Origin of the sequence: Permianibacter fluminis, from assembly GCF_013179735.1 — a bacterium.
GTDB lineage: Bacteria > Pseudomonadota > Gammaproteobacteria > Enterobacterales > Permianibacteraceae > Permianibacter > Permianibacter fluminis.
The window spans coordinates 142991-168566 of record NZ_JABMEG010000001.1; the positions used below are offsets into that span (position 1 = coordinate 142991).

The following is a 25576-nucleotide window of genomic DNA, read 5'->3' on the forward strand; positions in this document are numbered from 1 at the left end:
ACGAGGTGACTACACTGCTTGAAACGAATGCAGCCGTCACCCTACAGGTATTACTGCCGTCTGTCGAACGCTATTTGCACAAGCTGGGACGTCCGTAGTGATGGCAGCGGCTGCCATTTGCACTCACAAAGTGCCGCCTCGTTCGCTGTAACCGTCGGTGCGGCGCCATGCCGGCACGGGGCATAAAGGTCGGGTTCTGCTAGCGCTGATGCGGCTGATGATCGGTGTAGGCGCGCGGGTCACCGAGCGGTTCGAGGTGGATACTGATGTGCACGCTGGGCAGCGCGGCCGCCACCGCGTCTTCGATGTCTTCTGACAAATCGTGGGCACGGCGCACGGTCCACTCATCCGGCACCAGCACATGCACGGTGGCGAAACCCTGACGACCGGATTGCCGGTGTCGCAGCGCATGCCATTGCAGCGGCGCCGGCACCAGTCGATTGAGCACACCAACCAAAATGTCGTGATCGGCCGTGCTCAGCGCCTCATCCATCAGGCCGGCAATGGCCCGGCGCAGCAGGCCCACGCCAGTAATCAGGATATGGGCCGCGACCAGCAGCGCCACCAGCGGATCGAGCCACCACCAGCCGGTCAGCGCGACCAGCCCCAGGCCAACCAGTACACCGACCGAGGTCCAGACATCGGTCAGCAAATGGTGGCCGTCGGCTTCCAGCGTCAGCGAACGATGCTTGCGACCGACCCTTAGCAACAGCAAACCAACCGCCAGATTGATCAGCGAGGCCAGCGCAGCAAACACGACACCAAAACCGATTTGCTCCAGCGCGGCCGGATGCAACAAGCGGTCGATGGCGAGATAACCGATGGTCGCCGCCGCCAGCAAAATCATGCCGCCTTCGTAACCGCCGGCGAAGTAATCGATCTTGCCGTGGCCGTATTGGTGATTGTCGTCATCAGGCAAGGCGGCAACGCGCAGCGCAAACACGGCAAACGATGCGGCCAGCAGGTTGACGCTGGCTTCCGCCGCATCAGACAGCAGGCCGACCGAACCGGTCAGCCACCACGCGATCAGTTTCAGTGCCATGGTCGACAGCGCCGCCGCGACCGAAAGCCAGGCATAGCGGCTCAGTGTGGGTGGCAGGCGAGTGGCAGCAGCGGATTCGGTCATTGGCTGGTTTGTCAGTGTGTGTGGTGGAAACTGGGCCGCACCGGTTTCGGCATCAGTGCGGTATTTGTATTGCTATCGTTATTGTTGTTGTCGTTATTGGGTTTGTCTTTATCGGTGTTTACGTTCTGGCACACCGTACTGGTCCACCGTGCAGATTCACCATATCGGCCGCCATTTTCCGATTTACCGTTTGGGGCAGCGGTGGTCAAGGCTGCGCATTGGCACTGCTGAGCGTCGACACTGCAGCCGGTGTCGCCATCGCACCGGACTTGCGCTCCCGCACTTCCACCGGCGCGGTCATCAACCGTTCGCAGGTGCGTTCATCCTGCCGGATCGGCCACCATTCATACAGAAAAATTTCCACCGGTTTCCACATCGCTACCCAGCCGAGAATGCTGACGCCGGTGCGCACCAGGCCGAGATGTTCGGCCGGACCGTTCAACAAATAACGGGCGACAAAATCGCAGGCGATCAGAAACGCGAGACCCACTGCCAGCGACTGCCGGCCGATGCGGAACAGGTGACGCAGATGTTGCCGGTATTTCATCGCACGGTAATGAAAATAGTGGCGAATCGCGCCGCGCATGTCGGCATCGGCGATGCGGGCATCGGGCGCCGGCAAATACAAGACGATTTTCAGTTTGCGTTCGCGATGCAGTTCGCGGCCGGCATCGAGCAGCCAGGCCGCTGCGTCGGCATCGAGTTCGCGCATTTCAAACGGCGCCGGATCCAGCGTATTGAACAACTGCCGCGCTTCCGCCAGCTTGATCGCAATCAGCCGGTACTCCCCTTCCACGGGATAAAGCGCCTCCAATGCCTTGTCAGACATACGCGGGGAACTCCAGCAAGCGAGCGCACGGACAGAACTGGCATGGACTGTAGCAGAGCCCGTTGCCGGCATGGCATCAGGCAAAAACAAAACGGCCCGCAATGCGGGCCGTTTTGTTTCGGATTTGGTGGAGATAAGGGGAGTCGAACCCCTGACCTCGTCATTGCGAACGACGCGCTCTACCAACTGAGCTATATCCCCAACGGTTGCCCTGTCGCGTGTTTGGCGCAAGGCAAGACCGGCGCGCATTCTAGCGACTGCCGTCGGTGCCGGGAAGGGCGGCCGGCAAATGCCGGGCGCGGGGCTTATGACATTGCGGCCTTTGGCTTGTCGGTTACTGGCTCCGCGAATGTGGCGGGGCAGAACGGCAATCGCCGGCAAAACCGCGGCCGTCGCAGTCAATTCGGGCATGGCAGCTGCCGGCCCAGCGTTATTTCGGCTCGGTCGCCACCAAACTGGGCCGCTGGCTGATGTCCCGATACCAGTCAGCCAGCCGGTCGTAGTCCTGTTGCCAGTTCAGATCTTCATGACGGAATGCCAGATAGGCCAGCATGCAGGCCATGTGCAGGTCCAGCAGGCCCGGTTCGGCCGGCATCAGCGCCCGGTCGGCCTGCAGGGTGGCCAGGCCACGCTTGAGCGCGGCCCGCTGCCGTTCCATCCAGAAGCCGGACTGCTGCGGCTCCGGCTTGGTCTTTTCGATGCGCAGCGCCACCGCGACATCTAGCATGCCTTGCGACAGCGCCTGCCATTTGCGCACCTGCCAGCTGGTCTTGTGGGCGGCCAGCAAATCCGGGCCCTGACCGAGGCTGTTGAAATAGTCGTTGATGACGGTGCTGTCGTAGAGCGTGTCACCGTCGTCGAGCAGCAGGCAGGGGATTTTGCCAAGCGGGTTGCTGACGATGAGCTCGGCCGGGTTCTGCAGCGGGTCGACCAGCACTTCTTCAACCTGTGTGGCCAGTTGCTTTTCCAGCCGCAGCACGCGGCAGCAGCGGGCGTAGGGCGAGGCGTGCGAATAGAACAGTTTCATGGCGGTGAACCGGAACGGGTGTCTGGGTCTGCCAAGGCTAGCAGCTTGCGCCGGCGGCCGTCATCGCGCGCCACAGCAGAAAGGACACGACGGTTCAGACGACCACGGCGGCGCCGGGCGCGATGATGTTGAGCACTTGCATGGCGCAGTCGCGCGCCGAAGTGAGCGCTTCTTTGAGCAGCACCGTGTCGGCGCTGGCCAGTTGCAGCCGGTCGTTGCGCAGCGGCGCCAGCAGCGGGCTGTCGGCCTCCGGGCTGAACCCGGCCTGCAGATGGCGGGCGCCATACATGCCGACATGAACCAGCGCGCAGGCCACCCGCTCGCCGTTGGCTGCCTCCGGTTCATGCTGATGCCGCACCACCTCGGTCAGACTGGTCGGCAAGCGCCATAGCGTCATCAGCGCGTGACCCAGATCAGCTACCCGGAAGCCGAAGCTGGCCTGTTCCAGATCGGGCCGAATGCCGCCTTCGGCTTTCTGCAGCATTGCGGCACATTCACTCGGCGCCTGTTCCAGCAACACCAACAGGCCGATGTTGTGCAGCAGGCCGGCGGCGAACAAGCGCTCGCCTTGACGAAAGCCGCTGCGCCGGCCGAGGCCGCGGGCGATCAGGCCGGTATAGACGCTGTGCTCCCAGAACTTGTCCATGTCCATCAGCTCGCGCGGCACCCGCTGGAAGGCCGCCACGGCCGAGGTGGCCAGCGCCAGGTTGTACAGCTCGTTGGTGCCGATCAGCCGAACTGCCCGCGACACCGACTCGACCTGGGCCGGAAAGTTGTAGAACGAGCTGTTGGCCAGCCGCAGCAGCCGGGCGGTCAACGCCGGATCGAGCGCAATCAGGTCGGCGATTTCCAGCACGCTGGCCTGACGGGCGATCAACTCCTGCAGCCGCAGGCAGATATCCGGCAAGCTGTACAGCCGGCCGGCTTGGCGCACCAACTCGTTCAGATTCATCCCTTACCCGACCGCCAGCCTGTTGTGCTTTGAAGAATAGGCGCTGGATTGCAACTGCACAGCCCGAAATGGCGGCAATTTTCGCTCTTGTGCGTTCGTGCACAGTCGCGTATTTCCTGTCCAATGCCGTTGTTGCGGGCGATTCTGCTTGGGTGAACCGCTTGCCTAGCCTAGGATCAAGCTGTTTTCTGCGGATGATTTCATGATGCGTGCGGTACCGAATTTGACTTGGCTGGCCTCGAGCGCGGCCCTCAAGCGCCTGTTGCTGGCGTTGACGCTGCTGCCCGGTGCAACCATGGCGGTAGAAACGGTGGCGTTTCGCCATCTCGACAGCCGCGCCGGGCTGCCGCAGAACTCAGTGACCAGCATCGTGCAGGACCACGATGGCTACGTCTGGCTTGGCACATTCGATGGCCTGCAACGTTACGACGGTTATCAATTCCAGAGCTACCGCAACGATCCGCGCGCGCCAAACACGCTGACCGACAACATGGTGCTGGCACTCGCCGAAGACAGTCACGGCGAACTGTGGATTGGCACCCAGAATGGCCTGAACCGATTCAGCGCCGACCGCCAGCAACTGACCCGCTTCGTGCCGTCCGATGCGCCGGGCGCAATCAGCCATCGCCGCATCAACACGCTGTTTCGCGATCGCCAGGATCGGCTCTGGATTGGCACGCCACGCGGCATCGATGTTTACCGGCGCGAACAAAATGATTTTCTGCATTACCAGCATAACCCGCTCGATCGCGACAGCATTCCGGCCGGCTTCGTCAATGCTTTTGCCGAATCCGCCGATGGTCGTATCTGGATCGGTGCCGCGACGCTGGCCCGGTTGAATCCCGTCGACGACAGCCTCGAACAATTTCCGCTGACCAGCAAAAGCGGCACGGTGCCGCAGCAAATCACCGCGCTGTGGAGCGATGCCGACAATGGCGTCTGGGTCGGCACGCTGAGCAACGGCCTGTTCTATCTGGCGCCAGAGGCCAAACAATTCCGTCACTACCGCTATGATCCGCATGATCCGCTGAGTTTGCCCAGCAATGCCGTGCGCTCGCTGCTGCGTGATCGCGGTGGCCGTTTGTGGATCGGTACTGAAGGTGGCGGTCTGGCGCGCCTGTTGCCGGATGGCTCCGGCTTTGATGTGTTCCGGCGCAACGGCGCTGATCCACACAGCATCAGCTTTGATGAAATCGATGCCCTGCACGAAGACCGTACCGGGCTGCTGTGGATTGGCACGCTCGGCGGCGGCGTCAACACCACGCACCCGGAACGCACTGCGATCGGCCGGGTCATTCATTCGCCGTATCAACCGAACTCGTTGTCGGATCCGTTTGTCTGGCAATTGGCCCGCGATAAACAAGACAACATCTGGATTGCCACGCTGGCCGGACTCGATCACCTGAATCCGGGTACCGGCGAAGTGGTGCACTACGTCAACTTCAGTGACCGCGATGGCAGCGTGTTCCCGCCGCGCTTGCAGGCCTTGTTGGTGGATCGCAAACAGCGAGTCTGGCTCGGCAGCACGACCGGGGAACTGGCGGTTTTTGATCCGGCCACCTTGCGCACCGAAATCATCAGCCATCCGGCCATGAGTCGCGGCAAGCTCAGCAGCTACCGGATTTTTCTCATCAGCGAAGACAGCAAAGGCCGGATCTGGGTCGGCGTCGGTGAAGGCGTGCTGGAAATCGATCCGGAACGACTGGAAGTGCTGCGCAGTTTTCCGGTCAACGAAGAAGGCTTTCCGCGGGCACTGGTGCGGGTCATGGCGGAAATTGACGGCCAGTTGTTCTTCGGCACCCAAGGCGCCGGTTTGCAGCGTTTTGATTACGACAGCCGCGCCGTGCGCAGTTTCAGTCACCGCGATGACGACCCGCGCAGCCTGTCCAATGATGTCGTGCGCGCGATTTACACCGACCCCAGTGGCGACGTCTGGATCGGCACCCAGAACGGCCTGAATCGCTGGCGCGCGGCCGATCGCCGGGCCGGCGCTGAACGCTTTGATTCCTGGTTTGTTGCCGACGGTCTGCCCAACAGCGTGATCTACGCCATTCAACCGGATGGCAACGGCAAACTCTGGCTCAGTACCAATGCCGGTCTCGCCGAATTCGATCCGGTCGCCAACAGCTTCCGCCGCTTTGATCAAAGCGATGGCTTGCCAACCAACGAATTCAACGGCCTCGCCGCCACCCGCACCAGCGATGGTCGACTCTGGTTTGGCGGCACCACCGGCATCGCCGTGCTGGAGCCGCGCAATCTGCGCGGCAGCACCAGCGCGGTCGGCACCCTGATTACCGGGTTTGAGGTTCGCAATCCGGACAATCAGCCGCTGCGCCAACAGCAGAACGAATGGCAGCTGGCCGCGGATCAGAACGACGTGCATCTGCAGTTTGCAGCGCTCGATTATCGCGATCCGCAAAAGAACCAGTTTGTCTGGCGCATGAGCGGTTTGCAGAAAGACTGGACCAGCAATGGCAACCGCAATGAATTGCGACTGACCAATCTCAACCCCGGCCATTATCTGTTTGAAGTGCGCAACGCCAATGCCGATGGCGTCTGGAGCGCCACGCCGGTGCAGCTGCGCTTTTTCATTCAGGCGCCGTGGTTTGCCCGCTGGTACAGCTACCTGAGCTATGCCCTGCTGCTGCTGCTGGCGGCGTGGTGGCTGTGGCGCAGCCATATCCGGAAAGTGGCGGCGCAAAAACGCATCAACGATCAGCTGCGCCGCATTGACCAACTGAAAGACGAGTTTCTCGCCAACACCTCGCACGAACTGCGGACGCCGCTGAACGGCATCATTGGCGTTGCCGAATCGCTGCGCGATGGCGTTGCCGGGGAAATGAATGACCGGGCGCGCGATCATCTGGCCCTCATCGCCGACAGCGGCCGCCGACTGGCCCATCTGGTCAACGAAATTCTGGATTTCAAAAAGCTGTCGCACGGCAGCGTTGCTCTGGAGCGCAGCCCGACCGATTTGCAAGCCTCGGTCGCGGTGGTGCTGGCGCTGTCACGGCCGCTCGCTGGTGACAAGGACTTGGCGCTGGTCAATGCGGTGCCGGCCGACTTTCCACCGCTCGATGCCGATGAAAATCGGCTCGAGCAGATTTTGCATAATCTGGTTGGCAATGCGGTCAAGTTCACGCCGCAGGGTCATGTCACCGTGACCGCGCGCGTGGTCGATGGCATGGCGGAAATTCAGGTGGCGGATTCCGGTATCGGTATTGCGACCGATCAGCTGGACCGCATTTTTCTGCCGTTCGAGCAAGTGGCCGAAGCCAACACCCGCCGGCATGGCGGCACCGGCCTCGGTCTGGCAGTGGTGAAAAAACTGGTGGAATTGCACGGCGGCAAAGTGGCGGTGCATTCGCTGGAAGGCAACGGCTCGCAATTCAGTTTCACCTTGCCGCTGGCGAGTGCCGGTGCCCAGGTCAAGAAGGCTCGCAGCGAACCGGCCGCGCCCGGTAAATTGCTGCCGCTGCGCAAAGCGATCGCGGCACCGATACTCGGCAACGCCGCGACCATTCTGGTTGCCGACGACGAACCATTGAACTGTCAGGTGGTCGCCGATTGCCTGAGCATGCAGGGTTACAACATCGTCACTGTTGGTGACGGTCAGGCGGCGATCGATGCGCTCGGCCAGCAGGCGTTCAGTTTGCTGATTCTCGATGTGATGATGCCGAAACTGTCCGGCTTCGATGTTGCCCGCCGGGTGCGTGAGACGTTCAGTCAGCAGGAGTTGCCGATTCTGATGCTGTCGGCGCGCAACCGACCTGAAGACGTGGCCACCGGTCTCGCCGCCGGCGCCAACGATTACATCGGCAAGCCGGTCGAGCGTAGCGAACTGGTGGCGCGGGTGAAAAACCTGCTGGCGCTGCACGAGGTCAACGCCGCCAGGCGCGAGCGCGAACAAGCCCGCGTGGTGCAGGAAACTGTCAACCGGCTGGCCCGCTATTTTCCGCCGCCGCTGGTGCAGCGACTGCTGGCCGATCCGGATGCCAAACAGCTACAAGCCGAACGGCGCCGGCTCACCGTGCTGTTTGCCGATCTGGTCGAATTCACCGCGCTGACCGACCGCTTCGAACCGGAGATCATCACCGACTTGCTGAATCAATTCCTCGGCGGCATGGGCGCGCTGGTGGAAAAATTTGGCGGCACCTTGAACGAGTTACTCGGTGACGGTCTGGTGGTGTTGTTCGGCGCGCCCGAAACGATGGAAAAAGAAGATCAGGCCGAGCGCGCGGTCGCGCTGGCAGTGGCGATGCAACGGGAAATGCAACGCTTGCAGCGCAGCTGGCTGGATGCCGGCATCGATCACAACATCAAGCTGCGGATCGGCATTCACCAGGACTTTGCCACGGTCGGCAATTTCGGCTCCGGTCTGGTGCTCGCCTATCGCGCAGTCGGCAGCGGCGTCAATTTGGCAGCGCGGTTGCAGGCACATTGCGAACCCGGCCGAGTGCTGGTCAGCTATCCGGTGTTTGCCTTGACCCGGGATCGCTATCCGTTCGAACCGCTGCAGGAAATTGCCGTCAAGGGCTTTGGTCACGCCCACCGGGTCTGTGAATTGCAACCGGAAAAAGTGTCTGAAGCGCGGCTGAAACTGATCGCCGGCGGCGACTCGGCTGATCCGGCTAATTGAGGTCAATCGGGAAAGAACTTGCTGACACGGTGTTGATTATTGCCGCCTTCATGTCCACCAATGAAGGCTGTTCCGCTGGTGAATAGGCTTCCGCTAGTGAATGTTGTAGTGATGCGGATCGTAATCGCGATTGTGTTTGGCTTTGACCAGCAGCGCCTGCAAATCCTTTACCCGAACGTTGGCCTCTTCGATTTGCTGCGCCGTCAAATCAGGCGCGTGCAGCTTTTGCTTGCGCTTGCCGGCGCTGTCGCCATTGCTCGCCGCCAGCAGGAACCAGGCGTAGCCTTCGACCGGGTTCTGGGCAACGTAGTCGCCGTTCCAGTACATGGCACCGACATTGTGTTGCGCCGTCGTGTGGCCGCGCAGTGCCGCTTCAAAAAACAGCGCAAATGCGCGGCGATAGCTTTGTCCAATACCGGAACTCTCCGGCGGGTCGTAGTGCATTAGCCCCAGCTGAAAGAGTGCATCGACATTACCGAGCTCGGCGTGATGGCGGAGACGGGCAAAATCTGCCAGATAGATATACTGGTAGGGCATGCTCTCATTCTCACGGTCGCTCGGCGTTGCTTGCGCCGGCGCGACCGGAATCGCGCTGACCAGCACCAAAGCCAATGCCATGCCTATGCCCTGCTTCACAGTCATAACCTCAATTATCATTACCCTGTCAGTCTAGGGCGGGGGACTGCCCCTGCCCAGCTGTACTTTGCCAATGCTATGGTGTGCACTATTTACGTTGTCCCTCATGGCCCATCTGCGGTCTTGTAAGGAACCCTTATGACAGACGCTTCGGCCACCCCCACGGACATGGAACTGGCAACTTTCAAGATATTCAATGGCCTGTCGCCCGAGCAGATGACCCAGCTCGGCCGCCACATCCATATCCGCAACTACCCGAAGCGAACCCAGATCATCAGCGAGGGCGATCCGGCCCATTGCCTGTATTTCGTCTTGTCCGGTCGGGTCAAGGTCTATCTGGACGACGAGAAGGGCAAGGAAATCACCGTCAACATTCACGAAGGCGGCGAAGTCTTTGGCGAGCTGTCGGTGATCCAGGGCATTCCGCGTTCGGCCTCGGTGGTCACGATGGACGACAGCCGGCTCGGCCTGATGTCGGATCAGGATTTCAAGCAATGCTTGCGCGACTACCCCGACTTCACCGCCAACGTCATGAGCGATCTGATCGATCGCCTGTTGCAGGCAACCGAGACCATTCGCCGGCTGGGTCTGATGGATGTGTATGGCCGTATCGCGGTGCTGCTGTTGACCCAATCGGAAGAGAAGGACGGCCAGCGGGTGATGAAGGAAAAACTGACCCAGCAGAGTATCGCCAGTCGGGTTGGCGCCTCGCGGGAAATGGTTGCCCGCATCCTCAAGGATCTGAAGCTGGGCGGCTATGTCGATACGGATGCTGACGGCCATCTGGTGCTGAAGAAAAACCTGCCGCACTCCTGGTAAGCCTTCAAGCTCCTGCAACGAATCAACCGCTCGAAAAAAGTAACCAAAAAAAGGGCTGCCTGTGGCAGCCCTTTTTTATTACACCGCCCGATTCAAGCCGGCCAACCTGACTCAAGGCGGCGGAATCGGCAGTCGCTTGCATTCGATGGCCGACTGCGGGTTGTGCACCAGACACATCACTACCTGCCGGGTTTTGACCTCGATAAACCAAGCGTAGGAGCCGTGATCATTCGGCCCGAATGATGCCGTGCCAAGCGGCACGTATTCCGCGGTTGCGGCGTTGGTGGAATTCGCCGGATTGGCGGCGTTGTTCGGCGCCTGTGCCTGCGGATTGGCTGGTGGATTGGCCGCGAGCGCGGGCTGGCCGACCACGACGGCAGCAGCCAGCAGCATCGCCGCTGCCGCCCGCGTCATTACCGATTGCTGGTGATTCACCTGTGCATCCCCTGCGAATTTGTGTCAGCGCCGGTTTTACCGGCTTGCCGGCTCGTCAGCAAGCGTTCGACACGGTTGCTGGTGGTCAGTCAGCGCTTTTTCATTGCCGCTTTGGCCTCGGCAAAATTGAGTTGGCCATTCAGCAGTGCCCGGCCCACCACCACACCGGCCAGCGCCGATTGCGGCGCCTTGCGCAAATTGGCAATCGCGTCCAGATCATGAATGCCGCCGTTGCAGAACACCGGAATGTCACAAGCCTGCGCCAACCGGCCAGCCGGCAGCAAGGGATCCGTGCGTTCGCCGGGGGCATGCAGCTCGGTGTAGAAAATCCCGGCCACACCTTCCTCGCTGTAGCGCCGGGCCAATTCATCGGCCGCGACGGCTACTCCGCCGCCGTTTTGCACCATGCCGTCACGCGCCTCCAGCGCCACCACCACCGAGCCCGGATACTCGGCACAGAGATCGCCGGTGGCTTCCGGATTGCGCAGCAGCTTCCAGGTCAGCACGACAAAACTGGCACCGACATCGAGCCACAATTCCGCATGCTCGATTTTGCGCACGCCGCCGGTGATTTCGATTGCCAGTTTCGGAAATTCCTTGTGCAGCCGCTGGACGATATCGGTATTGACCGGTTCGCTGTCCTGGGCGCCGTCAGCGTCGATCAGGTGCACGCGCTCGGCGCCGGCGGCGACCAGTGTGCCAATCGTTTCCAGCGCATCCAGATAGAGCAGCGGCTCGTCATCATCAGGTTTGGGATTGGGCAAAGCGATGTGTGCGTTGCGTAACTCCAATCCCGGAATCAGCAGCATGGTTGCCCCCACGGTTATCCATCACTCGGTGTCGTTGGGTGCCGCTGGCCTTGGCACCGAACAAGATGAAGCAAGTGTAGTCGGTCAAATAGACCCGGGGCAGCCGCGCGCCGCTGGCCGGTCCTGGCCGATCCTGCTAACGCCGCTGCCAGAGGTTATGGCCGGTCAGCAAGGCGAGGCCAGTCCAGATGCAAGCAAAACTGACCAGACGGTCATGATCGAACGGTTCGTGATAAACAAAAACGGCCAGCAGGAAGACCAGGCTTGGTGACAGATACTGCAAAAAACCCAACGTGGTCAGCGGAATGCGCTGGACCCCGGCAGCAAACAGGCTCAGCGGCACCGCCGTCACCACGCCGCCAAATACCAGCAGCAGCGACAGCCACCAGCCGGCATGCACAAACTGGCCCTGTCCGCCGGCATGCAGCCAGCTGAGGTAAATCAGCGCCACCGGCATCAGCACTGCGGTTTCGATCAAAAAACCGTTGATGGCGTTGACCGCCGTGCGCTTGCGGATGAGCCCATACAAACCAAAACTGAGCGCCAAGCCCAGCGCAATCCACGGCAACGTGCCGCGGGCATAGATCAGCCAGCCAACCCCAAACGCGGCCAGCAGCAGCGCCAGCTTCTGCACCCCGGACAAACGCTCGCGCAGCACCAGCACACCGAGCGCAATGGTCAGCAAGGGATTGATGAAATAGCCCAGACTGGTATCGAGCACGCGCTCATGGGTGACCGCCCAGGTGTAGATAAACCAGTTCGTGCTGACCAGCAGCGCCGACAGAATCAGCGTGCCGAATAGCCGCGGTTTGCTGACAATCTCGCGCAGCTGCCAGGGCTGGCGCAGCGCCACAATCAGCAAAATGGCAATCGGAATCGACCATACAATCCGGTGCGCCAGAATTTCATGGGCCGGCACGCTGGCCACCGCCTTGAAGTAAATCGGCACCAGGCCCCACATCAAATAGGCGCTGCCGGCCAGTAATAGACCACGTCGATGTTCGGTCATGTTTTGGATACGCTGAGACTACTGCACATCATATGAGGGAGTGCCGAGCTTGCTTTGTTTGAAACTGGCATAAACAGCATCAACGGTCCCACCACACCAATGAGCAAAATAGAGCTCGTCATCCGCGAGCCTGGCGAACAAAAGATATTGTTTACCTAGCTCAAAGTCTCTGGCTCCCGGGGCGGCGTTTGTCAGCTCAATGAAGGGATTGAGCGGCCCCTTCCATAGCGAGAGAACTTTTGCGACGTAGATGGTGCGCTCAGATCCAATCGAACCATCGCTCCGTTCAACATTGAGAAACGAGCGTTCAATCGCAACCTTAGCCACCAGATCCGACGATTCAAGATCGTGACGAGGCTCCTTCAGATAGTACTCCATAGAATCATCTGCAGGGATGCAGCGAGCCGCATAGGCATACTGATCATAGGCCAGTATTAGAAGCGTAAAAACGGTAAACCACAAATACCTCACAAAACTACCCCACCAGATAAGTACCCGTACCCACCGCAATCAGTTCATTGCTGTCGTTGTGCAATTCCATCCGCGCCACCGCCACCTTGTTGCCACCGCGCAGCAACACCGCATCGGCACGGAAATGCTGGCCTCGGCCGGGCCGCAGATAATCGATGCGCAGATCGATGGTGCCCAGCTTCGACAAGCGCTCGCGGATTTCCGCTTCGCTGGCGTCGCCGTGCTTGTGGATGAGCCCGACCGCCGCCATGGTGCCACCCGCGACATCGAGCACCGTGGCAATGACCCCTCCATGCAGAATGTTCTGGATGTAATTGCCGATGAGTTCGTCGCGCGAGGCAAAGCTCAGCACGCAGCGTTCGTGGTCGACCTGCTCAAAATGCAGGCCAACCGTGCGGTGAAACGGAATGTGCTTGGAAAAACTTTCCACCAGATTGGCCAGATGTTGTTGCACGGTTTGTTGCGCGGTCATGGTCGGTTACCAGTCGGAAAGTCGAAGGCCGATCACGATTGTAGCGGATCATCATGACCGGCTCTGGCTGTGCTCCGTATAATCGGAGCATGCTTGGAACCAACCCGCCATGACCGACATCACCACCTCATTCGCACCGCGCGGCCTGCTGCGCAATCCGCACCTGCAAGGCGTGTTGTCGCGCCTGCCGCCCCGTCGTGCCCGCATCGAGACGGCGGCCGAAGCGCTGCGCCAGCACGGCCGGCCTTTGCTGCTGCACGGCGGCGCGGCCCAGTTGCTCGGCTGGTTGTCGCAACACCCGGCTGCTGCCAACACGCCGCGGCCACTGGTGATTTTGCTCCATGGCTGGGAGGGCTCCAGCGATTCGCTGTATCTGCTGGCCACCGCCAGCCAAGCGTTTCAGGCCGGCTTTGATGTGCTGCGCCTGAATCTGCGCGACCACGGCGACAGCCATCATCTGAACCCCGAACTGTTTCATTCCTGCCGCGACGAAGAAGTCGCCTTGGCCATTGCCGATGCCGTGGCGCGGCTGCGGCCAGCCTCTTTCGCGTTGGCCGGCTTTTCGCTCGGCGGCAATTTCGCCATGCGGGTGTCGCTGCGACTGGCTGCGCTGTCCGCGTCAGCTCAGTCGGCATCGACTTTGTCACCGCTGCGCACCGTGGTTGCGGTCTGTCCGGTCATCAGCCCGGCCGCGACGCTGCAGGCACTGGAAACCGGGCCGCTGCTGTACCGGGCCTATTTTCTGCGCAAATGGAAGGAGTCGCTGTACCGCAAAGCGGCAGTCTATCCGGGCCAGTTTCCGAATCCGCACTGGCAACGCATCAGCAGCCTGACCGAGCTGACCGCGCATTTTGTCGAACACCATACCGAGTACCCGAGTCTGCTCGATTACCTCAACGGCTATGCGATGACAGCGGCCAAACTGGCGGCGCTACCGGTCAACACCCATGTCATCGTCGCGGCCGACGATCCGGTCATCCCGGTTGCAGATTGGCTGGCGGTGGCCAAACCGCCACAGCTGACGCTGGAAGTCACGCCACATGGTGGCCACTGCGGCTTTGTCAGCAATTGGGCCCTCGACGGTTGGTCCGAACGGCGCGTGACCCAGCTGCTGGCGCACGCGCTCGCCGGTTGAACCACCGAATCGACCGGCATCTACCCACCAAAATGGACCGGCGAAATGCCGGCCGATGCGGCCAGCGCTTGCCGATTACCGGGTTGGGCTGCTTTAATCCTGTGACTGCTTTCCCAGTTTTACCTCCCACCGCAACGACAACCCGACCGCCCCGATGGCCTCCGACGACAAAAACGAAAAAAAACCGGCACTAAAAGAACGCCTGGGTGAATGGCGTGGCCACCTCGGCTACCTGCGCGAATTGGTCAAGGAAGATCCGGGCAAAGCCTGGGACCACTGGAAAAGCACCTACAAGGAACAGGATGCGCTGAAGGCCGCCATCACCGAGCTGTCGACCCGCTGCCAAAGCGACGACTTCAGCTGGGAGCAGGTCACCGCCACGCTGACCCGCTTTCATCTGCGCACCGACGATCTCGGTCAGGCCGAGTGGTATCAAAACGCCCACCGACAATACGAACAGGCACTGGCCCGGCTCGACAAGGAACAGCGGTTCCGGCCGGCGTTTGTTGAAGGACTGATCAAAGAATTGCGCTTCCTGGCCGAAGCCAACGACTTCCACCAGAAATTCGGCCTGAGCGCTCTGCAAGCGAGGATCAAAACCATGTATCACGCCCTGGTACAGCGCATCGATGAATTCAATGCCATCGCCAAAGAAGAACTGGCGGTGAAAAAGCAGCAAGCCGAGCTGGAAAAAATCAAAGCCCAGGAAGCGGTGGTCGCAGCCGAAAACGAAAAGGTCGCGCAGCAAAACCGGCTGGTGCAAGAACAGCGCATGAAAGTCATGGAAGAGCGCAAGCGGCTGGAAGCCAAACGCGCCGCCGATGAGGCCGAACAATTGCGGCTGGAAAAGCAGCGCGAATACGACGCCGAAGAATCCCACCGCAAGCGTCAGCAAGAGCTGCAGGACAGCTTCAAGAACCTGCAATGGGGCAGCAACCCCGCCCCGGCCGCCGCGCCGGCACCGGCCGAACCGGCCAAGCCGCTGACCATCGATGCCCAGATCGACTCGCTGATGAAGCAACTGCAGACGCAGGAAAAATTGAGCGGCACCGAGCTGGCCGCGACAGCGCGTTTGTACGATATGTTGCGGAAAAAATTCTCGCCCTGATCGCGCCTTGCAAATCAGACAATGCAAAACGGCAACCCGAGGTTGCCGTTTTTTTTGCCCGCTACCTGCTAACGATTACGTCGCCGGCGATGGTGCTGACGATGGCCTTCCTTACGCTGGCCTTCTGGCCGCGGGCCGACAGTTGGCTCGACCGTGCCGCCGTCACGTTGCCGGCTCAGCTGCGCCGCAAACGGCAGCAACTCGGCCAGTGCCGCACGATAGACCTCGCGCTTGAACGCGATCACCTGCCGGACCGGGTACCAATAATTGACCCACATCCAGCCATCAAACTCGGGATGATCGGTGCTGTAGAAATCGACCTTGGTCTCGTCGCCCGTCAACAGCAATAGAAACCAGCGCTGTTTCTGGCCGATGCACAAAGGCTTGGAATCGTGCCGCATGTATTTCTGCGGCAGCCGATAGCGCAACCAGTCACGGGTGCTGCCCAGCACCCGCACTTCATTACGGGTCAAGCCCGTTTCCTCGCGCAGTTCCCGGAACAACGCCTGCTCGGGGGATTCGCCGGCATTGATTCCGCCTTGCGGAAACTGCCAGGAATCGTGACCCTTGCGGCGCGCCCAGAACAGTTGGCCATCACGGTTGCAAATGACGATGCCAACATTGGCGCGATACCCTTCCGCGTCAATCATGCCGGCTTTCCTGCCGGGTGTACTTGCAATCGATTCTTCCACAGGGTGGCGTGGCCAGCAACCACCATTACGAGAACAGGTACAATTAGTTCTCTGATGCGGTGCAATAGCCGCAGGAGAGTTTGGCGGCTTCGCCCTCCGCTTCATCCCAACTGGTCCGCTGCCGGGTGTCACTGTTTCCCGTTTGCCCTTGCCGGGGCAAGACGGCAGGAGCCGTCGCCGACGAGTCGGTATTGAAGAAGAAGGGCGAGGCATGCAGAGAAGACCTGCACCACTACCGCACACCCAACGCGAAAACCCATCACCATGACGCTTGCCTTGTTCGATCTGGATCACACGCTGCTGGAAGGCGACAGCGACCAGCTGTGGGCCGAGTTCCTGTTCAGTCGCGGCCTGGTCGGTAGCGACCATCTGCGTAACAAGGACGCCTTGTTTGCCGACTATCTTGCCGGCCGGCTCGATATTCATGCCGCCGCCCGCGTCGTGCTCGGCCCTCTGGTCGGCAAACGCGAACAGGATCTGCTGGCGATGCGCCGCGAATTCGGCGCCCAGTGCATTGCGCCGCGCCTGCGCAGTCAGGCCATGGCCCGAATTGACTGGCACCGCGAGCGCGGCCATCGCGTGGTCATCATCACCGCGACCACAAGGTTTGTCGCCGCGGCCAGCGCCGAGCTGCTCGATGTTGGTGATCTGCTGGCGACCGAGCCGGAATTGCGCGACGGCATTTTCACCGGCGAATTGACCGGCATTCCCTGCTTTCGCGAAGGCAAGGTGCAACGCCTGCAAGCGTTCTGCGCGGCCGAAGGCATCGACAGCAGCGATCTGCATTTCTACAGCGATTCGCACAACGATCTGCCGCTGCTGCAACACGCGCATTTTGCCTACGCCGTTACGCCCGATGCGATCCTGCGCGAGCAGGCCGAACACAATGGCTGGCCGATTCTGGACTGGTTTCAGCCCGTGCCACCGCGCCGCTGAGCCGCGAGCGAGCCACCGATGCGCATCCCGCCACCCCGTGACGCCTCCGAACTGCTTGCGCGCGCCCACGCGCTCGCCGGCTTGCCACTGGCCGAGCTCGCTGCCCGGTTTGAGTTGACCACACCGGCGGATTTGCGCCGTGACAAAGGCTGGCTCGGTCAGTTGATGGAGCGTGCTTTGGGCGCCAGCAGCGGCTCACTGGCCCAGCCGGATTTTCCCGCACTCGGCATTGAACTGAAAACGCTGCCTTTCGGCGCTGATGGCCTGCCGACCGAATCGACCTGGGTTTGCATTGCTCATTTGCAACCCGGCGAGTTGCCGCGCTGGGAACACAGCTTGGTCCGCGCCAAGCTGAGCAAAGTGCTGTGGTTACCGGTGCAGGATCGCGATGACTTAACGCTTGCCGAGCGCCGGATCGGCAGCGCGTTTTATTGGCAACCGAGTGCAGAAGAGGCCGGGCAACTGCAGCGCGACTACGAAGAAATTGCCGAAAAAATCCAGCTCGGCGAAGTCGAGAGCATCAGCGCCCACCACGGCGAATATCTGCAGCTGCGGCCAAAAGCCGCCAACGCCAGCATCCTGACCGATGCCATCGGTCCCGATGGTGTCCGCATCAAAACTCTGCCGCGCGGTTTCTATTTGCGCCGCAGCCTGACCAGCCGAATCCTGCAGCAGCATGTGCTGTGACAATTGCAGCCAGCCGCGACAGCACGCACCTGTGAAGCCTCACGACCGTCCGTATCGGCAGGCAAATCGGCAGGCAAACGAACATGTCTGCAGCGCCACACCCGCTTGAGTTAACGGCGGCCAATGGCTATAGAATGAAGCAGTCAGACAATCGAATGGGCGAGGCAACGTTGCCACCTGCACGCAAAGCGGTCCTGCTCAGCGCCCTGCTGACGTTCGCCGCATTCATACCGGTGCCGGCAGGGTCAGCCACAGCGGCGGCGCCGCTGGAAATTTTTGTCGAAGACAATGCCGATCCGTTCTCGCGCCCGGATGGCAGTGGCTATGCCAATGACATTGTCCGCGCCGCGTTCGCTGCTGCCGGCGTCGACATCACGCTGGTGGTGGTGCCCTATTCCCGCTGCAAGAAGCAGGTGATCGAAGGCAGTGCGGTCGCCTGTTTCAGCATGTCGGCCGCGCCAGAATTAGTCGGTCAGGTCAAATTTGCCGATACGCCGCTGTTCTCGGTAACGCCCACCTATTTCGAAAACCGCAAGCGACCGCTCAAGGCAAGAAGTGAAGCCGAACTCGGCGCCGGCGTTACCATCGGCGTGGTCCGGGAATACGAATACCCGGCCACCACCTTGGCCGCGCAGGCACGCGGCGCGATATTCGACGCGCATCGTGCAGAGCAAACCAACTTGAAGATGCTGGCCGCCGGTCGACTGGATGCGGCGCTGGTCATGACCAATGATCTGACCGGTGACGATTACTGGCCACATGCGGCCGGTGTCAGCAACAAAGTCAGTGTCGCGTTCCACAGCCCCAGCATCCAGATTGCCTATCTCGGTTTCAGCACGGTGCATCCGCAAGGTGAATGGGCATTGGCGCAATACAATCTTGGCGTGTCGCGCATCAGCGACAATGGCACGCTGGCCAGCATCCGCCAGCGCTGGCTTACGCCAAAGTGACTACGCTACGTCGGCCATGACGGAATACCTCACCATTGCTGAGTTGCCTTACCATGAATAGGCAGCGTCGCTGTCACTGAATTACGTCGCCATCAATGGCTGGCCCGGCGGACAAACTCCAGCAACAACAAACAGCGCTCAGGGCTGCACTGGCGGCGTGACCGGCGTTTCACTTTCATTTGTCGGAGCGCTTGCTGGAGCAGTCATTGGCGTGCTCGGTGACGGTAATGTTGGTGACGGCAGCTCACAGTGTTTCGCTACCATCAGACCTTTCAGAAACGCCCGCCGGATTGTTCCAGCAGCAATCGCTTTGCTGACTTTTTTCGAATGACGCTCGGCACCACTCAGCTTCCGCAGCCAGCTGCGAAACGGCACCACATCTTCAGCGGCGCTGCGCACCACTTTGATCGCCGCCTTGCCGACTTCTTCGCTGCCACGTTGCAGCAGCGTCGGGTCCGGCTCGTCTTCCTCCGGCGCATCAACATCGGGACCGAGCGCCGCATCCAGCTCTGCCAGTTCAGCGAGCAGAACCGGACAGCCGTCTTCTTGCGGCACCGCATAGGGATGGGCTTTGGCGCGATCAAGCACGGCCGGAATGTCGACCCGGATCACGTTCAGATCGGTCAGCGGAGTGGTTGCGGCATCGACCACCACCTTTTCCGAACTGGCGCAGGCCGCCAGCAATAACGGCAAACAAAGCGGGAGCATTTTGGCGTTCACGACGCGTCCTTGTTTTCATTCGGCCATCGACCGTACCGCCGCCCGGTCGGCACGATTGCCTCAGGGCTGGTAGCGGTAATCGCGCGGCCGCTTGCTCAGCGGGCAGACAAACTTAAGCTGCACGGCAAATAACTGCAAGCCGCGCGGATCGGCGTTGTGTTCGCCGTATTGCGGATCACCCAGCACCGGATGACCGATACCCGCCAGATGCCGGCGGATCTGGTGCTTGCGACCGCTATCGATCACCACCTCGGCAATACTGCATTGCCGTTCGGCATCGAAACTCAGCCGGGTGAACCGGGTGCTGGCGGCTTTGCCATCGAGTGGCTGATCAATTTGCCCGGCGCTCGGCAACTCGCCACGCACTTCGACCCGGTAACGTTTTTCGATCACGCTCGCACCGGCCGTGTGTTCGGCAAACAGCGCCGACAACGCTGCCGCCGCTTTGCCAGTATGGGCAATGAGCATCAGCCCGCTGGCTTCCCGATCCAGTCGGTGCACCAGAAACGCTTGCCGGTTGAGCGCCAGTTCTGCCAGCCGAAGCATGGCGCAGTGATCGCCTTCACGGGTGCCTTGCGCCAACACGCCGGCCGGTTTCAGCCAGACACTGTACTGAGTTTCGTCGGCCAGCTTGATCGGTGTCGGCGGCGTCAACGCCAGCAGGCGGGCATCGTAATACAGTGAAATGGTATCGCCCGGCAGCAATTCAGTGCTGACCCGGCGCAGCCGTTTTTCCTTGCCGCGCTGTTTCAACCAGACCGCGCCCTTGGCCATTGCATCCTTGATGCGTGCTTTCGGCAATCCGGATCGGGCCGCGAGTACATCGACCGCAATCTGGCCGGGCTCGGTGATATGAATCTGAAATTCTTGTGTGCTCATGGCTGACTCGGTTGCGCATTCCGGTGGTGGCGGATTGCAGCGGATTGATTTGCGCGGGCGCGCAGCAACAGATTTCGTGGCGTCAATTCCCGCGGGCAAAACTCGCTCAGTTCAACTTGATAACCGAGCTGCTCCAGATACAGCGCAAGATCCAGCACCAACCACAATTCAATGGCGCGCCGAAAGCCATGGCGAACCCCTTGCAGTCGCTGGGCACGGCGATGACGCTCGACGCCGAGCGCCTGATAATGCGGCCAATCGACGTTCGCCGGCAGCGGCAGATTTTTGTGCGCGGCAATACGCCGGCACAGCGATTCAAAGCCTTCCAGCAGCACCGATTGCGGCAGTGATGGCGTGGTCAGGTACTCGTCTTTGCCGCGCAGTTCACGCTGCAGGCTGTCAAAACCGAGCCGCCACGCCGCCAGCGTTTCCGAGCGTGAGCGAATGCGATGGGATGAAGTCACCGCTTCCTGCACGGCCAGCTGCACGCTGTTGCGATCCAGTTGCAGATCCCTGCCGCGCGCCAGCGCTGACAACGGCACATAGTTTTCTTTCAGCCACAAATGGTAGCAACACGGCGCCAGCGTCAGCGCCTGCACCGGTTGCTGCGCCAGCCGCTGCAGCAAGCGACGATGTAAATCGCCACAGGCGTGCAGCGCCAGCACTTGCGCTGATGCAGGCAGGGAAGGCTCGTCCTGCAGTACATCGGCGCAAACAAATTCCGCCGCCACGCCAGCCTGCTGTGCCAGCGCCGCGCCGGCCGCGCACAAGTTGGCATCACGCTCGACCGCCAGCAACGGCTGCCGGCGCACCTGCGCCAGCGTGCGACCCAGATGCGCCTTGCCGCTGCACCAATCCAGCAGCGTACCGGCTGCTGTTGGTTTTAGTTCAAGCTCCGATTCCAGTTTCGGTTCCAGTGCTGGCACCTGCGCGGCGAAGGCGGCAATCTGCTGCCATTTGCGACCGGGAATGTCCTTGGCCCACAGATTGGGCAAGTCCGTTACCGCCGGCGCGGATGTCGGCACTTCCAGCAAGGGCGGCAGCGCCGCCAGCGCCGGTTCACGAGCGATCAGCCATTGCATCAGCGCGGATGGGTCCGCTTCCAGCGCAGCGAGCGCGGCATCGGTCAACGCGTGGCAGTCAGCGGCCAACGCCGGATAGTCCGCGCACCAGGCCGGCACCGGATGGACAAACGGCGACGGCCGCCAGAACGGTTCGTACTGGCGCAGCAAGGCGGTCAGATCAGCAAAGCGGGTGGCCAGGGACATACAGCACTCTCACAGCAAGTGCGCCATTATAGAGGCCTGCGCCACCAACGGACTGCACCATGAGCCGCTACCAACCCATCAACTGCGAATGGCACGACCAACTGGAAGCCGCCGCCGTGCGCAAACAACCGGTACAGCTGCAATGGCGTGATGCCGACGGCAATGCCCGGCAGGCAAGTGGGCTGGTGCGGGATATTGAAGTCAAACAAGGCGAAGAGTTTGTGCTGTTTGAAGTGAACGGTGAGCAACTGCGGTTACGGCTGGATTGGCTGGACTGGCAGAGCTTTCCGTTGCGGTAGGGGGGTGTTGGCATTTCCAGCCCGAGCTACTCGCTCAACCAACAAGTAGCCAAGAAAAAATGCTGCCCCAAATAATCAATGCGATGGCGAGTGAAAGCCAGAAAAAGGCCTTTCTGAGCCGATTGAACATTGAATCTCTATCTTCTTGAAACCAGCTCAGGTACCAACCCGGGAAAAACGCAACCGTAAAAAACAGATATGGGATGACGATCGCCCCACCCAAAACCGCAGTCATTTTTTCCGGGCCGAAAAAATGCGTATAGATTAATTCGGCAACAAACCCAGCGGCACTGATCGCACAAGTGAAATCAATTACTTTGCGATGCCGTCTGAGAAACTGAATTGCTTGCATCAACTTTCGCCTCAGTGATGTAGGGTGCGTCTTGACGCACCATCACCGTATCAAGAACAGGAGGCTGGGCAGTTTATGACCCGCTCAGCCTCATAGCCAAACATTACGGCAACACCACCCTCGCCAAAAACGCTTTCAGATAACGCGTTTCCGGAATCGCCGGATGCACCGGATGATCTGCGCCTTGCATACCTTCGGCGAGAATCTGGACATGACGGTCGAGATGGCGGCCTGACGCACGCACAACCTCATGCAGTTCTTCACGCGGCAGATGCATGGAACAGGAACCGGCCAGCAGCAGGCCGTCCTTGTTCAACAGTCGCATCGCCAGTTCATTGATGCGGCGATAGGCGTTGACGCCTTCGGCCAGATCTTTCTTGCGCTTGATGAAGGCCGGCGGGTCAACGATGACAATGTCAAAACGCTCGTCTGCCGCTTTCAGTTCTTTCAGAGCTTCAAACGCATCGCCCTGCACGGTCATGAAGCGCTCGCCGCCGCCGTTGAGCGCGGCATTGCGTTCAGCGGTGTCGAGGGCGAATTCGGAGGCATCGACGCAGCAGACTTCGGCGGCGCCAAAACTCAGTGCCTGCACACCAAAGGCGCCGACATAGCTGAAGACATCGAGCACGCGTTTGCCTTTGGCGATACCGCGCAACCATTCCCGATTCGGCCGCTGATCATAGAACCAGCCGGTTTTCTGGCCGTCGTGCAGCGGCGCCAGAAAGCGCACGCCGTTTTCAATCAACTCGACTTCCTGCGGCGGGTTGCCGGCCGCGACCACCACTTCACTCGGAAGGTTCTCGAAGGCGCGGGCGCTGCTGTCATTGCGCAGCAAAATCGACGCCGGCTTCAGCACTTTGTCGAGCGCCGAAATGATGTCGTCCTTGACCGCTTCCATGCCGGCGGTGGTGATTTGCACGACCAGGTGATCGCCAAAGCGATCCACCACCAGCCCGGGCAACAGATCACTCTCGCCATAAACCAGCCGGTAATACGGCAACGGGAACATCAGCTCGCGCAAGCTGAGCGCAATGTTGATCCGGTGCACCAGCAGCGACCGATCCAGCACATGATGATCGCGGCTGATGATGCGCGCGCAGATCAACGAATGCGGGTTGACGTAGGCCACACCGAGAAACTGGCCGGTGGCGCTTTCGATGACTGCCTGCTGGCCGGGCTCGAACGCTTTCAGCGGCGTCGCGACTGTATCGACCTCGTTGCTGTATACCCACAAATGGCCGCCCTTGATCCGGCGCTCCTCGTGTTTGGTCAATCGCAAACGGGGTAATTGTGCTGTGTTGTCGCTCACCGGAACGGTGCTCCTGTCTTCAATGCAGTGGCCGGAAAGTCCGGCCAGTGTTTACCAAAATACGTGCGCCGTCAGACCGGCAAAGCGGATGTCATCACCTTGCTCGCCGCGGTTGATACCGGCATTCAGATCCAGCCCCCAGCGCTCACCAAGGTTCAGCGCCAAGGTCACGCTGTCAGTGCGGAAGCTGCCATCATCCAGCTCCGGCACGCTGACGAAATGCTCAAAGGTCAGCAGATGCTCTGCCACCGGCACATCGACCCCCAGCCACCCGTTGCGTTTTGCCAGACCACCTTGTGCCAGCTGGCGCGTGGTCAGCATGGCGAGATACAGCCGCGGATGTGACAGCAAGTACTGTCCAAACTGATCACTCAACACGCGGGCATCATCGTAATCGTATTGCTGCAAGGCGCCGTAGGCGCGCAGACCACTTTCGCTACTGATGGCGATATTCGCGCCAACGCCTCTGCTGTCAAAGCTCTCGCTGTATTCCCGCACTTGCAACGGAAACTGCAGCGTCACCGAGACCTCATGCGAGCGCTTGGACAGCTCCAGCCCCAGCTCCAGCTGCTCACCGCGATGGCGCAGTGCCAGTTGTGCTTCATCGGTCTTGAGCAGCATGTCGTCGTCATAGCGTAGCAGCGACAGCCCGCCACCCCAGCCGCTCTGCTCCAGACTGAGCCCGAGTCGGGTACTGGTTGCCTGCACCGACTCGCTGCCGCTCAACGTGGCCATCTGACTGTTGGCGCGGACCGCGCTGGCATTCAGATACCAGACCGGGCTGAGCGGCAGTGCCAGCGCCAGGGCGGCCGAATCGCCTTCGTCGCTGTCCTGCTGCCAGCCGAGGCTGGCGTGGCCGAGGCCCGGCAATTCGTCGGCGGATTGGTCAAACGCTTGCACCGGCGCCTGGCCGAGCAGGCCCGCGCATAGCACCCCGAACAAAAGAGGTTTCATTGGCTGTACTCCATCACGGATTCAGGTCGGCGCGGCAAGCGTGCAGACAGGGGCAGACCGGCCCTCGGGCGCGGCACTCTACCGTTCACGCGCCAGCGGCGCCAGCGTTGACCGCTGGCGGAAAATTTTGCCGCCGGGGTCAACGGCCGGGGCAGCGGACCGTTATCAGCCTTGAGACGACAGGCACCGGGTGCGCTGCCGTCGAAACGGGGTGTCCCGGCGGTCCGGAAAGAGACGGCCGGGGTCAGTTGCCGTAAGCTTCAGGGCGCGTGCTGACGCGAACCACGGAGACAACATGAGAGGCTGGCGACTGGCAATGCTGCTGGGTTTGTTCAGCTCGGGCCTGCTGGCAAGCGAGGCTGCGGGCGGCCCGGATGCGGAGCTGAGTCTGGAATTGCTGGAGTTTCTTGGCGAATACGGCAATGACCAGGGCGAGCTCAATTTGCCCGACGATTTTGACAGTGCCTTGGTGCAACCGGCGGACGCGGACGAACCTGCCACCGACCAGCCGGCGCTATCGCGCCCTGCCGAACCAACGACCGTGCCGGCCAGCAACGCCCAGGCCGCAGTGGAGAAGAAATGATGATGCGCCCTCTCGCCATTCTGGTGTTGAGCCTGTCGGCTGCGCTGCTCGGCAGCGCGCCGCGCGCCGATGAGGTCAGCACCAACGCGCCGGCGACGGTCAGCGTGCCGGCCGAGTTTGATGCGCTGCCGGACGCGCAGCAAAAGCAGCTGAAGAAATTTGCCGGACAATGGCCGCAACTGACCGACAGCCAGCGTCAGCACATCGTCCAGGGCCTGGAGCGCTGGAACCAGATGACACCGGAGCAGAAACAGCGCGCCGGCAAACAGTTCAAACGCTGGCGCGACTTGAGTCCCGAACAGCGCAAACACCTGCGCAAGATGCACAAGCGCTGGCAGCAGCTGACGCCCGAACAAAAGAAACAACTGCGCGAACAAGTGAAACGCTTTCGCGAATTGAGCCCGGAACAACGGCAGTTGTTGAAACAGCGATTTGACTTGCAGCGCAAGCTGCGCCGGGGCGGCTGAGTCGGGCGCCGCC

Annotated in this window: 27 protein-coding genes and 1 tRNA gene; 10 read left to right on the forward strand and 18 right to left on the reverse strand. The window is 60.9% G+C overall.

The features are described from left to right. Nucleotides 1-199: 199 nt before the first annotated feature. The 5 genes from HPT27_RS00610 to HPT27_RS00630 form a co-directional block, all read right to left on the reverse strand. A complete protein-coding gene (locus tag HPT27_RS00610) occupies nt 200-1126 on the reverse strand; it encodes a cation diffusion facilitator family transporter (protein WP_172237434.1) in 927 nt (308 codons plus the stop codon). A 205-nt stretch (nt 1127-1331) separates the two neighbouring features. Next, the gene (locus tag HPT27_RS00615; protein WP_172237437.1) at nt 1332-1955 is read right to left on the reverse strand and encodes a hypothetical protein; all 624 of its coding nucleotides are present in this window, start codon (nt 1953-1955) and stop codon (nt 1332-1334) included. A gap of 125 nt (nt 1956-2080) precedes the next feature. After that, nucleotides 2081-2156: transfer RNA gene (locus HPT27_RS00620), tRNA-Ala, on the reverse strand. Between the two features lie 229 nt (nt 2157-2385). Beyond that, the gene (locus HPT27_RS00625) at nt 2386-2982 is read right to left on the reverse strand and encodes a glutathione S-transferase N-terminal domain-containing protein (protein WP_172237440.1); all 597 of its coding nucleotides are present in this window, start codon (nt 2980-2982) and stop codon (nt 2386-2388) included. Nucleotides 2983-3076: 94 nt separating this feature from the next. Continuing rightward, the gene (locus HPT27_RS00630) at nt 3077-3934 is read right to left on the reverse strand and encodes an HDOD domain-containing protein (RefSeq protein ID WP_172237443.1); all 858 of its coding nucleotides are present in this window, start codon (nt 3932-3934) and stop codon (nt 3077-3079) included. A 202-nt stretch (nt 3935-4136) separates the two neighbouring features. Between HPT27_RS00630 and HPT27_RS00635 the strand changes: the two genes are divergently transcribed. Next, a complete protein-coding gene (locus HPT27_RS00635; protein WP_172237446.1) occupies nt 4137-8573 on the forward strand; it encodes a two-component regulator propeller domain-containing protein in 4437 nt (1478 codons plus the stop codon). 93 nt (nt 8574-8666) lie between these two features. Here HPT27_RS00635 and HPT27_RS00640 read toward each other — a convergent pair whose 3' ends face one another. Continuing rightward, nucleotides 8667-9191, reverse strand: a complete 525-nt coding sequence (locus HPT27_RS00640) for a tetratricopeptide repeat protein (RefSeq protein WP_172237449.1) — start codon at nt 9189-9191, stop codon at nt 8667-8669. Between the two features lie 156 nt (nt 9192-9347). On the opposite strand from HPT27_RS00640, the gene HPT27_RS00645 reads away from it, so the two are divergent. Further along, nucleotides 9348-10028 (forward strand): Crp/Fnr family transcriptional regulator, encoded by a 681-nt coding sequence (locus tag HPT27_RS00645; protein ID WP_172237452.1) that lies wholly within the window; start codon nt 9348-9350, stop codon nt 10026-10028. A gap of 111 nt (nt 10029-10139) precedes the next feature. On the opposite strand, the gene HPT27_RS00650 is transcribed toward HPT27_RS00645, so the two are convergent. The 5 genes from HPT27_RS00650 to HPT27_RS00670 form a co-directional block, all read right to left on the reverse strand. Further along, complete coding sequence (locus HPT27_RS00650; protein ID WP_172237455.1) at nt 10140-10463, reverse strand: hypothetical protein; 324 nt, start codon at nt 10461-10463, stop codon at nt 10140-10142. Nucleotides 10464-10552: 89 nt separating this feature from the next. Beyond that, a complete protein-coding gene (locus HPT27_RS00655; RefSeq protein ID WP_172237458.1) occupies nt 10553-11272 on the reverse strand; it encodes a 1-(5-phosphoribosyl)-5-[(5-phosphoribosylamino)methylideneamino]imidazole-4-carboxamide isomerase in 720 nt (239 codons plus the stop codon). Nucleotides 11273-11408: 136 nt separating this feature from the next. After that, nucleotides 11409-12281, reverse strand: coding sequence for an EamA family transporter RarD (gene rarD, locus HPT27_RS00660; protein WP_172237461.1), 873 nt, complete (start codon nt 12279-12281; stop codon nt 11409-11411). An 18-nt stretch (nt 12282-12299) separates the two neighbouring features. Further along, nucleotides 12300-12659, reverse strand: a complete 360-nt coding sequence (locus HPT27_RS00665; RefSeq protein ID WP_172237464.1) for a hypothetical protein — start codon at nt 12657-12659, stop codon at nt 12300-12302. A gap of 97 nt (nt 12660-12756) precedes the next feature. After that, entirely contained in the window at nt 12757-13224 is a 468-nt protein-coding gene (locus tag HPT27_RS00670) for a thioesterase family protein (protein WP_172237467.1), read from the reverse strand. A 109-nt stretch (nt 13225-13333) separates the two neighbouring features. On the opposite strand from HPT27_RS00670, the gene HPT27_RS00675 reads away from it, so the two are divergent. Next, a complete protein-coding gene (locus tag HPT27_RS00675) occupies nt 13334-14359 on the forward strand; it encodes a YheT family hydrolase (protein WP_172237470.1) in 1026 nt (341 codons plus the stop codon). A 154-nt stretch (nt 14360-14513) separates the two neighbouring features. Further along, nucleotides 14514-15467, forward strand: coding sequence for a coiled-coil domain-containing protein (locus HPT27_RS00680; RefSeq protein ID WP_172237473.1), 954 nt, complete (start codon nt 14514-14516; stop codon nt 15465-15467). Nucleotides 15468-15535: 68 nt separating this feature from the next. On the opposite strand, the gene rppH is transcribed toward HPT27_RS00680, so the two are convergent. Next, nucleotides 15536-16117 carry an RNA pyrophosphohydrolase gene (rppH, locus tag HPT27_RS00685; protein WP_172237476.1) on the reverse strand — a complete coding sequence of 194 codons (582 nt, stop codon included), beginning with the start codon at nt 16115-16117 and terminating at the stop codon, nt 15536-15538. A gap of 306 nt (nt 16118-16423) precedes the next feature. Here rppH and HPT27_RS00690 point away from each other — a divergent pair, with 306 nt between their 5' ends. The 3 genes from HPT27_RS00690 to HPT27_RS00700 all read left to right on the forward strand — a co-directional run bounded on the left by HPT27_RS00690 (nt 16424) and on the right by HPT27_RS00700 (nt 18732). Continuing rightward, nucleotides 16424-17095 (forward strand): HAD family hydrolase, encoded by a 672-nt coding sequence (locus HPT27_RS00690; RefSeq protein ID WP_172237479.1) that lies wholly within the window; start codon nt 16424-16426, stop codon nt 17093-17095. Between the two features lie 18 nt (nt 17096-17113). Then, nucleotides 17114-17782 (forward strand): DNA mismatch repair endonuclease MutH, encoded by a 669-nt coding sequence (mutH, locus tag HPT27_RS00695; RefSeq protein WP_172237482.1) that lies wholly within the window; start codon nt 17114-17116, stop codon nt 17780-17782. Nucleotides 17783-17916: 134 nt separating this feature from the next. Continuing rightward, complete coding sequence (locus HPT27_RS00700; RefSeq protein WP_172237485.1) at nt 17917-18732, forward strand: substrate-binding periplasmic protein; 816 nt, start codon at nt 17917-17919, stop codon at nt 18730-18732. Nucleotides 18733-18870: 138 nt separating this feature from the next. On the opposite strand, the gene HPT27_RS00705 is transcribed toward HPT27_RS00700, so the two are convergent. The 3 genes from HPT27_RS00705 to HPT27_RS00715 are packed head-to-tail and all read right to left on the reverse strand — an operon-like array spanning nt 18871 to nt 21599. Then, nucleotides 18871-19452, reverse strand: coding sequence for a hypothetical protein (locus tag HPT27_RS00705; protein WP_211197798.1), 582 nt, complete (start codon nt 19450-19452; stop codon nt 18871-18873). 60 nt (nt 19453-19512) lie between these two features. After that, entirely contained in the window at nt 19513-20331 is an 819-nt protein-coding gene (locus HPT27_RS00710; RefSeq protein WP_172237488.1) for a pseudouridine synthase, read from the reverse strand. Further along, on the reverse strand, nt 20328-21599 hold the full coding sequence (locus HPT27_RS00715) for a methyltransferase (RefSeq protein WP_172237491.1): 1272 nt from the start codon (nt 21597-21599) through the stop codon (nt 20328-20330). The genes HPT27_RS00710 and HPT27_RS00715 overlap by 4 nt, the downstream gene beginning before the upstream one ends. A gap of 59 nt (nt 21600-21658) precedes the next feature. Between HPT27_RS00715 and HPT27_RS00720 the strand changes: the two genes are divergently transcribed. Then, a complete protein-coding gene (locus HPT27_RS00720; protein ID WP_172237494.1) occupies nt 21659-21898 on the forward strand; it encodes a Rho-binding antiterminator in 240 nt (79 codons plus the stop codon). Nucleotides 21899-21932: 34 nt separating this feature from the next. On the opposite strand, the gene HPT27_RS00725 is transcribed toward HPT27_RS00720, so the two are convergent. From HPT27_RS00725 to HPT27_RS00735, 3 genes are all read right to left on the reverse strand, one after another. Beyond that, entirely contained in the window at nt 21933-22250 is a 318-nt protein-coding gene (locus HPT27_RS00725; protein ID WP_172237497.1) for a hypothetical protein, read from the reverse strand. A 103-nt stretch (nt 22251-22353) separates the two neighbouring features. Beyond that, entirely contained in the window at nt 22354-23559 is a 1206-nt protein-coding gene (locus tag HPT27_RS00730) for a class I SAM-dependent rRNA methyltransferase (RefSeq protein WP_172237500.1), read from the reverse strand. Nucleotides 23560-23610: 51 nt separating this feature from the next. Next, the gene (locus HPT27_RS00735; RefSeq protein WP_172237503.1) at nt 23611-24513 is read right to left on the reverse strand and encodes a hypothetical protein; all 903 of its coding nucleotides are present in this window, start codon (nt 24511-24513) and stop codon (nt 23611-23613) included. Between the two features lie 295 nt (nt 24514-24808). On the opposite strand from HPT27_RS00735, the gene HPT27_RS00740 reads away from it, so the two are divergent. Both HPT27_RS00740 and HPT27_RS00745 read left to right on the forward strand, forming a co-directional pair. Further along, nucleotides 24809-25096 (forward strand): hypothetical protein, encoded by a 288-nt coding sequence (locus HPT27_RS00740; RefSeq protein ID WP_172237506.1) that lies wholly within the window; start codon nt 24809-24811, stop codon nt 25094-25096. Then, on the forward strand, nt 25093-25563 hold the full coding sequence (locus HPT27_RS00745) for a DUF3106 domain-containing protein (protein WP_172237509.1): 471 nt from the start codon (nt 25093-25095) through the stop codon (nt 25561-25563). The genes HPT27_RS00740 and HPT27_RS00745 overlap by 4 nt, the downstream gene beginning before the upstream one ends. The last annotated feature ends 13 nt before the right edge of the window (nt 25564-25576 follow it).

Coding starts and splice junctions, on each gene's coding strand:
- HPT27_RS00610 (WP_172237434.1), bottom strand. CDS start 1,126: ATGACCGAATCCGCTGCTGCCACTCGCCTGCCACCCACACTGAGCCGC.
- HPT27_RS00670 (WP_172237467.1), bottom strand. CDS start 13,224: ATGACCGCGCAACAAACCGTGCAACAACATCTGGCCAATCTGGTGGAA.
- HPT27_RS00615 (WP_172237437.1), bottom strand. CDS start 1,955: ATGTCTGACAAGGCATTGGAGGCGCTTTATCCCGTGGAAGGGGAGTAC.
- HPT27_RS00715 (WP_172237491.1), bottom strand. CDS start 21,599: ATGTCCCTGGCCACCCGCTTTGCTGATCTGACCGCCTTGCTGCGCCAG.
- mutH (WP_172237482.1), top strand. CDS start 17,114: ATGCGCATCCCGCCACCCCGTGACGCCTCCGAACTGCTTGCGCGCGCC.
- rarD (WP_172237461.1), bottom strand. CDS start 12,281: ATGACCGAACATCGACGTGGTCTATTACTGGCCGGCAGCGCCTATTTG.
- HPT27_RS00625 (WP_172237440.1), bottom strand. CDS start 2,982: ATGAAACTGTTCTATTCGCACGCCTCGCCCTACGCCCGCTGCTGCCGC.
- HPT27_RS00655 (WP_172237458.1), bottom strand. CDS start 11,272: ATGCTGCTGATTCCGGGATTGGAGTTACGCAACGCACACATCGCTTTG.
- rppH (WP_172237476.1), bottom strand. CDS start 16,117: ATGATTGACGCGGAAGGGTATCGCGCCAATGTTGGCATCGTCATTTGC.
- HPT27_RS00640 (WP_172237449.1), bottom strand. CDS start 9,191: ATGGCATTGGCTTTGGTGCTGGTCAGCGCGATTCCGGTCGCGCCGGCG.
- HPT27_RS00690 (WP_172237479.1), top strand. CDS start 16,424: ATGACGCTTGCCTTGTTCGATCTGGATCACACGCTGCTGGAAGGCGAC.
- HPT27_RS00745 (WP_172237509.1), top strand. CDS start 25,093: ATGATGATGCGCCCTCTCGCCATTCTGGTGTTGAGCCTGTCGGCTGCG.
- HPT27_RS00700 (WP_172237485.1), top strand. CDS start 17,917: ATGAAGCAGTCAGACAATCGAATGGGCGAGGCAACGTTGCCACCTGCA.
- HPT27_RS00645 (WP_172237452.1), top strand. CDS start 9,348: ATGACAGACGCTTCGGCCACCCCCACGGACATGGAACTGGCAACTTTC.
- HPT27_RS00665 (WP_172237464.1), bottom strand. CDS start 12,659: ATGGAGTACTATCTGAAGGAGCCTCGTCACGATCTTGAATCGTCGGAT.
- HPT27_RS00680 (WP_172237473.1), top strand. CDS start 14,514: ATGGCCTCCGACGACAAAAACGAAAAAAAACCGGCACTAAAAGAACGC.
- HPT27_RS00630 (WP_172237443.1), bottom strand. CDS start 3,934: ATGAATCTGAACGAGTTGGTGCGCCAAGCCGGCCGGCTGTACAGCTTG.
- HPT27_RS00725 (WP_172237497.1), bottom strand. CDS start 22,250: ATGCAAGCAATTCAGTTTCTCAGACGGCATCGCAAAGTAATTGATTTC.
- HPT27_RS00740 (WP_172237506.1), top strand. CDS start 24,809: ATGAGAGGCTGGCGACTGGCAATGCTGCTGGGTTTGTTCAGCTCGGGC.
- HPT27_RS00735 (WP_172237503.1), bottom strand. CDS start 24,513: ATGAAACCTCTTTTGTTCGGGGTGCTATGCGCGGGCCTGCTCGGCCAG.
- HPT27_RS00675 (WP_172237470.1), top strand. CDS start 13,334: ATGACCGACATCACCACCTCATTCGCACCGCGCGGCCTGCTGCGCAAT.
- HPT27_RS00720 (WP_172237494.1), top strand. CDS start 21,659: ATGAGCCGCTACCAACCCATCAACTGCGAATGGCACGACCAACTGGAA.
- HPT27_RS00635 (WP_172237446.1), top strand. CDS start 4,137: ATGATGCGTGCGGTACCGAATTTGACTTGGCTGGCCTCGAGCGCGGCC.
- HPT27_RS00710 (WP_172237488.1), bottom strand. CDS start 20,331: ATGAGCACACAAGAATTTCAGATTCATATCACCGAGCCCGGCCAGATT.